Origin of the sequence: Plantactinospora sp. B24E8, from assembly GCF_039871735.1 — a bacterium.
Classification (GTDB): Bacteria; Actinomycetota; Actinomycetes; order Mycobacteriales; family Micromonosporaceae; genus Plantactinospora.
The window spans coordinates 1-11928 of record NZ_JBDPMH010000011.1 but is presented as its reverse complement, the minus strand read 5'-3'; the positions used below and the strand labels follow the sequence as shown (position 1 = coordinate 11928).

General features: G+C 70.2%; 6 protein-coding genes. 4 read left to right on the top strand and 2 right to left on the bottom strand.

Going from position 1 to position 11928, the window contains the following annotated elements:
• Positions 1–2: 2 nt before the first annotated feature.
• Positions 3–1184 carry an FAD-dependent monooxygenase gene (locus tag ABGB21_RS18000; protein WP_347655548.1) on the top strand — a complete coding sequence of 394 codons (1182 nt, stop codon included), beginning with the start codon at positions 3–5 and terminating at the stop codon, positions 1182–1184.
• A gap of 28 nt (positions 1185–1212) precedes the next feature.
• Entirely contained in the window at positions 1213–1989 is a 777-nt protein-coding gene (locus ABGB21_RS17995) for a 2,3-dihydro-2,3-dihydroxybenzoate dehydrogenase (RefSeq protein ID WP_347655547.1), read from the top strand.
• Positions 1990–2163: 174 nt separating this feature from the next.
• On the opposite strand, the gene ABGB21_RS17990 is transcribed toward ABGB21_RS17995, so the two are convergent.
• Positions 2164–3372 carry a LuxR C-terminal-related transcriptional regulator gene (locus ABGB21_RS17990; RefSeq protein ID WP_347655546.1) on the bottom strand — a complete coding sequence of 403 codons (1209 nt, stop codon included), beginning with the start codon at positions 3370–3372 and terminating at the stop codon, positions 2164–2166.
• A gap of 856 nt (positions 3373–4228) precedes the next feature.
• Here ABGB21_RS17990 and ABGB21_RS17985 point away from each other — a divergent pair.
• The gene (locus ABGB21_RS17985; RefSeq protein WP_347655545.1) at positions 4229–4456 is read left to right on the top strand and encodes a TM2 domain-containing protein; all 228 of its coding nucleotides are present in this window, start codon (positions 4229–4231) and stop codon (positions 4454–4456) included.
• A gap of 73 nt (positions 4457–4529) precedes the next feature.
• Here the strand turns inward: ABGB21_RS17985 and ABGB21_RS17980 are convergent, their stop codons facing one another.
• On the bottom strand, positions 4530–6500 hold the full coding sequence (locus tag ABGB21_RS17980) for a penicillin-binding transpeptidase domain-containing protein (protein ID WP_347655544.1): 1971 nt from the start codon (positions 6498–6500) through the stop codon (positions 4530–4532).
• Positions 6501–6808: 308 nt separating this feature from the next.
• On the opposite strand from ABGB21_RS17980, the gene ABGB21_RS17975 reads away from it, so the two are divergent.
• Positions 6809–11881, top strand: coding sequence for an NAD-glutamate dehydrogenase (locus ABGB21_RS17975; RefSeq protein ID WP_347655543.1), 5073 nt, complete (start codon positions 6809–6811; stop codon positions 11879–11881).
• Positions 11882–11928: the final 47 nt, after the last annotated feature.

The window sequence follows — 11928 nt, the reverse complement described above, 5'->3', positions numbered from 1 at the left end:
CCGTGGGACAGCGCGATCCGCGGATTGCGGTGGTCGGTGCGGGAATCGCCGGTCTGACCGTCGCGGCCGGGCTGACCCGGCTCGGGCTGGCCAGCACGGTTTTCGAGCAGGCGCCGCAGCTCGGAGAGGTCGGGGCCGGCCTGCAACTCGCGCCGAACGCCGTACGGCTGCTGCGCCGGCTCGGGCTCGGCCGCGAACTCGACCGGGTGGCGGTACGTCCGGAGGCGATCGAGATGCGCCGTTGGCAGGACGGCGAGCTGATCATGGTGACGGAACTCGGTGACGCCTGTGAACAGCGGTACGGCGCCCCGTACTACACGGTTCACCGAGCCGACCTGCACCGCTGCCTTCGCGCGTTGCTGCCCGACGACCCGGTGCGGCTCGGCCGGCGCTGCCGCTCGGTCAGCGAGCGGCCGGACGGGGTGGAGTTGGGCTTCGACACCGGGGAGGGCCACCGGGCCGACCTTGTCGTCGGCGCGGACGGCATCCATTCGGTGGTCCGGGCGGCCCTGCTTCCGGACCGGCCCCGTTTCTCCGGCGAGACGATCTACCGGGGCCTGGTTCGGGCGGATCGGCTGCCGAGCCTGGCGGAGCGTCCCCGGGTGCGGCTCTGGCTCGGTCCGGGCCGGCACGTGGTCTGCTATCCGGTGTCGGGCGGAGACTGGATCAGTTTCGGGGCGACGGTGCCCGCCGACGACTGGCAGGTCGAGTCCTGGTCGGCCGAGGCGGATCCGGGCGAGCTGCGCAAGGCGTACCAGGGTTGGCACCCGGACGTGGTCAACCTGCTGGCCGAGGCCGACCCGGTCCGCCGGTGGGCGTTACACGATCGGGACGCCGTGGACCGGTGGAGCACCGACCGGCTGACGCTCGTCGGCGACGCGGCGCACCCGATGCTGCCGTTCTTCGCCCAGGGTGCCAACCAGGCCGTGGAGGACGCGTTCGCCCTCGCCGCGTGCCTGGCCAGGACGGACGGCGGGGTCGCCGGGGCGTTGCGACGTTACGAGGAGGTCCGGGCGCCCCGGGTCGCACAGGTGCACCAGCGGTCGCGGGGCAACGCGACGGCACTGCACCTGCCCGACGGCGTGGCGCAACGGGACCGCGACGCGGCACTGCGTCACCGGGCCGACCTGTCGCACCAGGACTGGCTGTACGGACACGACGCGGAACTGGTCGGCACGGGCTGACGGTCGACCGCAAACGGGGAGGACAGGCATGGACAACAGCGGGATCAAGGGAACGGTGGCCATCGTCACCGGGGCCGGGCAGGGCATCGGCCGGGCGGTCGCACGTGACCTGACCGAACGTGGCGCCTGGGTGGCGGCGGTCGACCGCGATGCGCACCTGCTCGCCCGGACCGTGGAGGAGATCGGTACGGGGTGCACCGCCTTCGCCACCGATGTGCGCGACCCGGCGGCGGTGAGCCGTAGCGTGGACCTGGTCGAGGAGCGGCTCGGACCGGTCGGCATCCTGGTCAACGTCGCCGGGGTGCTGCCGATGGGCCCGCTCATCGAACTCACCGACGAGCAGTGGGAGGCGGCCTTCGCCGTCAACACGCACGGGGTGTTCCAGTTCTCCCGGGCGGTGGCCCGGGGGATGGTGCGTCGCGGCGGCGGCGCGATCGTCACGGTCAGCTCCAACGCGGCCTACCTGCCGAGGGTACGGATGGGTGCGTACGCGGCGTCGAAGGCGGCGGCGACGGCGTTCACCAAGTGCCTGGGTCTCGAACTCGCCGAACACGGCATCCGGTGCAACGTCGTTTCACCCGGCTCGACCGACACGCCGATGCTCCGGGGTCTGTGGACTGACGAGAGCGGCCCCCGTGCCACGCTCTCCGGGTCGTTGGAGTCGTATCGCACGGGGATTCCGCTGCGCAAACTGGCCAGGCCGGAGGACGTGGCCGAGGCGGTCGCGTTCCTGCTCTCCGACCGCGCCGGGCACATCACCATGCACGATCTGTGTGTGGATGGTGGGGCCACGCTCGGGGTGTGATCCCGGCGGCGGACCGGGCCGGCAGGGCGGTGCGGGATCAGGACCGCCAGGGTGGGGCAGGGCGTCCGGCCTGGCGGCTCGGGCCCGCGCCGACGGCACGACAGACGACGGGCGTGAACAGGCGGTCCGTCGGCGGGGCCGGCGCCCGGGCGCCGGCCCCGCACCCCCCGTGGGTCAGATACCGGGCTTGACCGATGTGCGCGGGACCGGTTCGAAGTCAGCCACCATCTTGGCCAACTCGATCCGGGAGTTGACCTTGAGCTTCCGGAAGATGCGCCGGAGGTGGTAGTTGACGGTGTGTGGCGAGAGGTATACGCGGCGGGCGATCTGCTGGTTGGTGAGCCCCTCACCGGCGAGTCGCGCGATCAACTGCTCGTTCTCGGCGAGGCCCGTCCAGACCGTGTCGAGTGGCGGCCGCTCGTCCGGTCGATGTCTCGCCGTTTCCTGTAACGCCGCGTGCAGATAGGTTGGGGCGCTGTCCCGGATCGCCCGCCACAGCAGCGTGTTGCAGAACGCCAGACGCGGGCCGTCCCCGGTTCTTATCAGCCCGGCGTCGATCGCCTCCTCGAACAGTGGCAGCAGGCTCGTGACCGGCTCGGTCATGAAGCTGGCCATGGCGATCGGGCAGAACTTCTCGTCGAGTACCGCGGCCATCTGCAGCATCCGGCGGCAGCGCGGCGAGAGCGCGTTGAGTCGTCCGCGTACGAGTTGGGTCACCCGCTCGGGCATGGTCTCGCGCAGGAGTTGGATGCGTCCGTCGACCTGGTGCAGCGCGCCCTCCTCGGCGAGTCCGGTGAGCAGCGCGGTCATCATCCGTGGGTTTCCCCCGGCCTGGGCGAGAAACGTCGAGAGCGCGGCTGACGGTGGAGCGTCGAGCATTTCGGTGACCAGTCGGGCGACCGCGTCGTCAGGCAGGTCGGCAAGGGCCGCGTAGCTCACCTCGTCGACGGGGACGGCGGTGAGCCGGTGTGGCGGGCGGACGGTGACCAACCAGGTGACGCTGGCCCGGTGGTTCCGGTTGAGGTGACGGATCTCGCGGGTCAGTTGGTCGGGATCGGCCAGGTGCGCGTCGTCGACAGCAACGAACAACGGGACGTCGAGGCTGGTCACCGCCGGACCGGCGTGTTCGGTCCGCGGTGGCGGCGGAGACACCCCGTCGCAGCAACTCGGACAGTCGGTCAGATCACGTCCGTCGAGCGGGCCGAGCACCTGGAGCCCCTGTTCGCGCGCGAGCGCGACCCCCTCCCGAAGCAGGTGGCTCTTGCCGACGCCCTCACCGCCCTCGACGACGAGTGCCCGGGTCGTCGTCGGGCCGTCGGACCGGACGATCAGGTCTGTCAGCTTGTCGATGGTGCCACGTCTGTCGTGCGTGATTCGCCACATTCTTCCCCCGTTCTACATGTGGTCGCATGCGTGTCGCTGGTCTCCTCAGGCCGGGATATTCCTCTCGGTCGTCGGCTCGCGGGCGCCAGCGGAGATTACCCGGCGTGCCTGTGAACCACCTCTGAAATAGTCTTCCATGTCGTCAACCCCGATTTGGGTACGCCTATCTCTGTCTCGACCGTCCACTCTGCGGCAATCGGCCAAAATCGGATGTCGGGCCCGGCGCCGCGCTGCGCTGGGCGGATAGCGGTCGCCCTGGCAAGGTTTCGTTTCCCTGCTGGTCGACGGCCGGTAACCGGGTCGACTTGTGGCTGCGGCGGAACCGCTCATGCCGTTCGTCCCGCCCGATTGTTTCTCTGGATCACGTCACGGGCATCGGGTGTATGCGTGATTCTCGTGGTGACGTGGGTCATCCACGTCGACGATCGAGGTTTACCAAATGGCGTGAACACGGGATGGTGGTCCGGCGGATCGAGGTTCTCGGTACGGATGGTTCGTTCGGCGGTCGGCGTCGGGTCGTCCGCACCCGCGCGGTCTCACCGGGAGACCGGCAGTCTGGCGCCGTGACCCCGGACTCCTCGCTGGTGATCCGACCACGGGTACGGAGGCGGAAGTCCGGCGCGGTCGGTTCGCCCGGACGGGTGGGCGGATTGTGCGCCGGAATCCACCCGCCGGACGTGCGCGGGTGAGACGTCCGGTCAGACGCCGTCGACCTACCGGCCAGCGGGGCAGCCTGAGGTGCCTGTCTGCGGTAATGTGCGCGTTCGTTGTGCCACCCGGACTGTCGTCCGGCGGCACCGTGGCGCCGAACCCCCTCGGCGTACCCCTCTGCTTGTGTGTCCTGAAAGGAATAATGATGTCCGCTACCGGTCAGGCGGCCGGCCAGAAGTCCTGGCTCGTCGCGGTGCTGCTCTGCTTCTTCCTCGGCGGGTTCGGCGTGCACCGGTTCTACGTCGGCAAGATCGGCACCGGCATTCTCATGATCGTCACCTTCGGTGGCCTCGGCCTCTGGGTGCTGATCGACTTCATCATGATCCTCATCGGCAAGTTCACCGACAAGCAGGGCCTCGAGCTGGCCCGCTGACCCCCGGTCGGTTACGACAGCGGCCCCGAACCGTCCGGTTCGGGGCCGCTGTCGTGGCTGCCTACGGACGGACTCAGTTTCCGGCGAGGTCGCGCAGGAACCTCTCCGCGATCGGGACGGCCGTGGCCGAACTCGACCCACCCTTCTCGACGAAAACCGCGATCGCGACGTCCCCCTGCCAGCCAACGAACCAGGCGTGGGTGTGCGCCGGGTTGTCGTCGTACTCGGCGGTGCCGGTCTTGCCGTAGACCGGTTTACCCGGCACGTCCCGCAGTGCGGTCGCGGTGCCGCCGGTGACCACCTCGCGCATCATGGTCCGCAGTGGTTCGACCGAGCCGGCCTTCAGCTGCGGGCCGGGCGGCGCGGACTCACCGGGAGCCGGTTCCAGGACCAGTTTCGGCTGCTGCCACTGGCCTCGGGCCACCCCGGCGGTGGCCGCCGCCATGGCCAGCGGGCTGACCAGCGTGGTGCCCTGCCCGAACGCGGCGGCGGCCCGTTCGGGGGCCGGACCGCCGGTCGAGACCTTGCCACTGAACGCGTCGACACCGAGCTGCCAGGTCCCCTCCAGGCCGAGGCTGCGGCCGGCGGCGGCCAGCCCGTCCGGGCCCAGCTTCGGCGCGAGTGCGGCGAACGCGGTGTTGCACGACTTGGCGAAGTCGACCCGGAACGGCACCGTGCCGAGCGCGAAGTTGTCGGAGTTCTTGAACGACCGTCCCTCCACGGTGAACGTCTTCGGGCAGTCGACCGGGGTGTCGAGGGCGACCGCACCGGCGTCGAGCAGGCCGAGCGCGCTCACCATCTTGAAGGTGGAGCCGGGCGGCACCTGGGCGGTGAAGGCGAGGTTCTCGGCGGTGTTGCCGTTGGCGGCGGCGAGTACGGTGCCGTCGCTGATCCGTACCGCGACCAGGGCGCTGCGTTGTCGGACACCCTGTAGCGCGTTGTCGGCCGCGGTCTGGGTCGGTACGTCGAGGGTGGTCTTCACCGGGGCGCCCTGTTTCGGCTCCTGCCGGAACAGCTCGGTGCCGGTCGGGGTGACCGAACCGTCGGGCCGCCTGCTCGCGATGATCACACTGGTGCCGACCGTGCCGCGCAACTGCTTCTCGTACCGGCCCTGGAGACCACCGTGTCCGACCGTGTCGCCGAGTTCGTAAACCCCGGGGTCGGCCGTCATGTCGTCGGCCTGGACCGGATCGACCGAGCCGAGCAGGGCCCGGGCGAAGTCCCGGGTCGGGGCGAGTTCGCGTTGCTCGTCGCGGAACTTCGTGCCCGGCAGGTCGTAGATCCGGGGCTTGATCTGCAGGTACGCCTCCCGGCGCAGGCTCACCACGTCGACGAAGGCGTTCGGCTTCGCCTCCTTCAGCCGGTCCGGCAGGTCGGAGACATCGATCGGGGGCTCGATCCGGGGCCGGATCGCCCGGAACGCCGCGTCCAGCTTCTTCGCCAGGTCCGGTGCGTCGGTCACCTGGTCCGGCTGCACGCCGACCAGGACCACCGGCCGGGGGCGGACGATCTCCGCGCCGGCCGCGTCGGTGATCGGCGCCCGGGCTGCCGGTAGCCGACGTACCGCCAGCTGGTCTCCGCTGGTGAGCTGCGGCTGGACCACCTTCGGCTCCCAGATGATCTGCCAGTTGTCGTCGTCGCCACGCGTGAGACGCAGCTCGGACGGGTAGCTCCAGTGGGTGTCACCCGGCAACGTCCAGTCGACCCGTACCGTGGCGGTCGCGCGGTTCTCTGTGATCTTCGCCGCACCCTCCCGACGGAGCGCGGGTGGGGTCTTGGCCAGGTCGCCGGAGAGTTGTTTGATCTCCTCGGCCACGTCCGTGGCCGGGACCCGCTGCCCGGCGGGGTTGCGGAAGCCGACCGGGTTGAGGTCACCGCCGCGCCAGCCGGCGAGGAACGCGTCGACCGCCTGCTCCGGCCCGGGGGACTCGGAGCAGGCGGCGAGGGATCCGGTGCCGAGCAGTAGGCCGGCGAGGGCGAGGACCGGCAGTCGACGCCGTGCCCACCGGAGAGGAGGTCGATGGGGTGGATACCGCAAGCGCATGCCGTGTCGTCACCTTTCGGGTGTGCCCGCCGCCGTGACAGCCACCGGCGGCAGCATGACGGTAGTACGCCGCCGCCCGTCCATGCGCCCGCGTGCCGGACTTCCGGTGGCGGACCCGGTGCGGTGGGTGATGGCAGGGGCAGTGTGGGTAATCCGGGGCGGGCGTGCCCGCTATCCGCAACGGGTGACGGGACAACGTCCAGCTCCGGACGTCCGGCCGGCGGTCCGCTGACAGGCGGGTGGATCGGCAGGGCCTAGTCTGGGCGGAGAGTGACCCACGGCGTGGTGGGTCGAGGGGAGTGGCACCGATGAACCGGCGTCCGGCGATCACACCGGAACCCGCTCTTCGGCCGGCTTACGCTGGTCGGGACGACAGCTACGATTCGGCGGTCGACGACGACGGGGCGGGTTCTCGGCTCGCCTCGGGGGTCACCGGCGTGCCGGGGGCCAGCATCGACACCCTGTACGACCTGGGCTTACCCGCGGAGGCGCTGGCCGACGACGTCGAGGACGCGGATCTCGACGAGCCGGTGCCGAACGCCGAGCGGCTGGTCGCCCAGGCGGTGGCGCTGGCCGGCGACGACCACGACGTGGCGACCCTGGTCGACCGGTTCTGGCGGTTCGCCCCGGACGAGGAGCTGATCGGGTTCACCGCGGAGGAGATGCTGGCCGCCGCGCGGGAGCATCGGGAGTTGGCCCGGCAGCGGGTGCCGGGCGAGTTGAAGTTGCGGATTCACGAGCCGGCGCCGGAGCAGCAGCACACCGTCATTGAGATCGTTACAGACGATATGCCCTTTTTGGTGGATTCGGTCACCGCGCTGCTCACCGGCCACCACCTTGACGTCCACCTGTTGGTGCACCCGCTGGTCGTGGTCCGCCGGGAGCCGCTCGGCCGGTTGACCGAGGTCGCAGCCGACGTCGAGCCGGACGACGCGATCGACGGCGACATCGTGGAAAGTTGGATGCGGATCGAGGTGGATCCGATCCGCGGCGACCAGGACCGGGCCCGACTCCGGTCCGAGCTGCAGCGGGTACTGACCGATGTCCGGGAGGCGGTGGAGGACTGGCCGAAGATGCGCCAGCGGGCCCTCGCCCTCGCCGACGAGCTGGCCGCCGCCCGTACGGCGGAGAACCGCCCACCGGTGCCGGAAAAGGACATCACCGACTCGGTGGAGCTGCTCCGCTGGTTGGCCCACGAACACTTCACGTTCCTCGGCTACCGCGAGTACCGCCTCGTCGACACCGAGAACGGGAGCGCGTTGCAGGCGGTGCTCGGCACCGGCCTCGGCATCCTGCGCCAGGACTCCACCATCCCGCGCACGCTCTCCTCGATGACCCCGGAGGCGGCCGCCAAGGTGCGGGAGAAGCGTCTGCTGATCATCACCAAGGCGAACTCCCGGGCGACCGTGCACCGCTCGGCGTACCTGGACTACATCGGGTTCAAGATCTTCAACGAGGCCGGCGAGGTGGTCGGCGAGCGGCGGTTCCTCGGCCTGCTCGCCACCGCGGCGTACCGGACCAGCGTCCGGGAACTGCCGGTGGTCCGACGCAAGGTCGCCGAGGTGCTGGACCGCTCCGGGCTCAGCCCGCGCAGCCACTCCGGCAAGGACCTGCTGCAGATCCTGGAAACCTACCCCCGCGACGAGCTCTTCCAGATCAAGACCGACGACCTCTACCAGGCGGTCATCGGCGTGCTCCGGATGGCCGGCCGCCGCCAGTTGCGGGTCTTCCTGCGCCGCGACGGCTACGGCCGGTTCATCTCCTGCCTGATCTACCTGCCCCGGGACCGGTTCACCACCCAGAACCGGTTGCGCATGCAGGAGATCCTGCTCCGTGAGTTGAACGGGGTCGGCGTCGACTACACCACCCGGGTGACCGAGTCCATGCTCGCCCGGGTGCACTTCATCGTCCGGACCGACCCGGCCAACCCGCCCGGCGACCTCGACGCCGACCTGCTCGCCGAGGAACTGGCCGACGCCACCCGACTCTGGGACGACGACTACCGGCTGGTGTTGGAACGCAAGCTCGGTGACGAGCAGGCCAAACACCTCTTCACCCGGTACGCCGACGCCTTCCCCGAGGGCTACAAGGACGGGCACACCCCGTACGAGGCGATGAAGGACCTCGCCAAGCTGGAACTGCTCGAGGAGCCGGGCCAGCTCGAGATGCACATGTTCCGCAAGTTCGCCCCGCCCCGCCCGACCGCGGCGGTGGGCACGGAGGCGGAGGGTGGCAAGCCGGCCGCCGCCGAGGACGTCCGGTTCAAGGTTTACCGGTACGGCGAGCCGATGATGCTCTCCGCCGTCCTGCCCGTCCTGCACTCGCTCGGGGTACGGGTGGTCGACGAGCACCCGTACGAGGTGGAGCGGATCGACGGCCGGATCTACCTCTACGACTTCGGCTTGGAGCTGCCGGATGGTGCCCGGGACCTGACCGAGGTCCGGCCCCACGTGGAGAACGCCTTCTCCGCCACCTGGCGGGGCGAGGCCGAGGTCGACGGCTTCAACGAGCTGGTGCTGCGCGGCGGGCTGACCTGGCGGCAGGTGGTGGTGCTGCGGGCGTACGCGAAGTACCTGCGGCAGGCGGGAACCGTCTTCTCACAGGACTACATGGAGTCCACCTTCATCGCGTACCCGGAACTCGCCGGGTCGCTTGTCGACCTCTTCGAGACCCGGTTCTCGCCGCTGCTCGGGCTGACCGCCGAGGAGCGCACGCTGCGCAGCAAGGAACTGGTCACCTCGATCGGGCAGCAGCTCGACGAGGTGAGCAGCCTCGACCAGGACCGGATCCTGCGGTCGTACCTGACGCTGATCCAGGCCACCCTGCGGACGAGTTTCTACCAGCGGCGTACCGACGGGCGGCCGAAGCCGTACGTGGCGTTCAAGCTCGACCCGCAGGCGGTGCCGGACCTGCCGGCACCCCGCCCGAAGTACGAGATCTTCGTCTACTCGCCGCGTTTCGAGGGTGTGCACCTGCGGTTCGGCCCGGTGGCCCGGGGCGGTATCCGCTGGTCGGACCGGCGGGAGGACTTCCGGACCGAGGTGCTCGGCCTGGTCAAGGCGCAGATGGTGAAGAACGCGGTGATCGTGCCGGTCGGTGCCAAGGGCGGCTTCGTGTTGAAGCAGAAGCCGGGGGACCGGGACGAGGCGGTCGCCTGCTACCAGGAGTTCATCTCCGCCATGCTGGACGTGACCGACAACCTGGTCGGCGGGCGGATCGTGCCGCCGCAGGAGGTGGTCCGGCACGACGGCGACGACCCGTACCTGGTGGTGGCGGCGGACAAGGGAACGGCGACCTTCTCCGACATCGCCAACGAGATCTCGGTACGCAACGGGTTCTGGATGGCCGACGCGTTCGCCTCCGGCGGCTCGGCCGGCTACGACCACAAGAAGATGGGGATCACCGCCCGGGGTGCCTGGGAGTCGGTGAAGCGGCACTTCCGGGACATGGGGATCGACACCCAGAGCCAGGACTTCACCGTGGTCGGGGTCGGTGACATGTCCGGCGACGTCTTCGGCAACGGGATGTTGCTCTCCGAGCACATCCGGCTGGTGGCCGCCTTCGACCACCGGCACATCTTCCTGGACCCGAACCCGGACGCGGCCGTCTCGTACGCCGAGCGGCGGCGGCTGTTCGACGTCCCGCGGTCGTCGTGGGCGGACTACAACGCCGAGCTGATCTCGGCCGGTGGTGGCGTCTTCCCGCGTACCGCGAAGTCGATCACGATCACCCCGGAGGTCCGGGCGGCGCTCGACCTCGACTCCGGGACCGAGTCGATGTCGCCGCCGGAGCTGATGCGGGCGATCCTGACCGCGCCGGTCGACCTGTTCTGGAACGGCGGCATCGGCACCTACGTGAAGGCGTCGTCGGAGTCGAACGCCGAGGTCGGGGACAAGTCCAACGACCCGATCCGGGTGGACGGCAAGGACCTGCGCTGCCGGGTGGTCGGCGAGGGCGGCAACCTGGGCTTCACCCAGGTCGGCCGGATCGAGTACGCCGTCGCGGGCGGCCGGATCTTCACCGACTTCATCGACAACGCGGCCGGGGTGGACACCTCCGACCACGAGGTGAACATCAAGATCCTGCTCGGCGCGTCGGTCGCCGACGGCGAGCTGACCCGCGAGGATCGGGACACGTTGCTGGCCGAGATGACCGACGAGGTCACCGAACTGGTGCTGCGGGACAACTACGACCAGGCCCGGGCGATCGGCAACGCGCTGGCCCAGGCGCCGTCGCTGCTGCCGGTGCACCGCCGGATGATCAGCGACTTCGAGCGGGCCGGTCACCTCAACCGGGAGCTGGAGGCGCTGCCGCCGGACGAGGAGCTGGCGGTCCGGACCGACTCCGGACTCACCGCGCCGGAGTTCGCGGTGCTGCTGGCGTACGTCAAGATCGTGCTGGAGCGGGAGATCCTGGCCGACAGCCTGCCCGACGAGGAGTGGACCTCGGAGGTGCTCGCCGGCTACTTCCCGACCCCGCTGCGCGAGCGGTACGCCGACCGGATGGCGGAGCACCGGCTGCGCCGGGACATCGTCACCACGGTCCTGGTCAACGAGGCGGTCAACCGGGGCGGCATCTCGTTCATCTACCGGGTGGTGGAGGAGACCGGTGCCTCGGCGGCGGACGTGATCCGGGCGTACGTGGTGGTCCGGGAGGTGTTCCGGCTGGGCGAGGTCTGGGCCGACATCGAGGCGCTGGACAACCGGGTGCCGACCGAGGTGCAGACCGCGATCTACCTGGACACCCGTCGACTGCTCGACCGCGCGGTCCGCTGGCTGGTCACCAACCGGCGTTCGCCGATCGACGTACCGACCGAGATCGACCGGCTCAGCGACGGGGTGGCCCGGCTCCTGCCCGAGCTGGGAAACCTCTTCGTGGGTGGCGAGCGGGCGGCGCTGGAGGCGCACATCGAGTTCTCGGTGGAGCGGGGCCTGCCCCGGGACCTGGCGGAGCGGGCGACCCGGCTGATGTACAGCTTCGGCCTGCTCGACGTGGTGGAGACCGCCGCCGGCACCGGACGCGACGTCGGCGAGGTGGCTTCGGTCTACTTTGTCCTGTCGGACCGGTTCCGGGTCGACTCGCTGCTGTCGAAGATCTCCCTGCTGCCCCGGGAGGACCGTTGGCAGACGCTGGCCCGGATGGCGCTGCGTTACGACCTGTACGCGGCACTGGCCGCACTCACCGCCGAGGTGCTCGGCGCCACGTCGGCCGATCTGCCGCCGGAGGAGCGGGTGCAGGAGTGGGAGCGGTCGAACGCCATCTCGATCACCCGTACCCGTAAGGCGATCGGGGAGTTCGACGAGTCGCGGGCCGACCTGGCGGCGCTCTCGGTTCTGTTGCGGCAGATCCGCACCCTGGTGCGTACCTCGGCGGCGGGCTGACCGCCGTCGCGGGTGAATCGGTCACGACGTTGTCGCCCAGGTGCGCA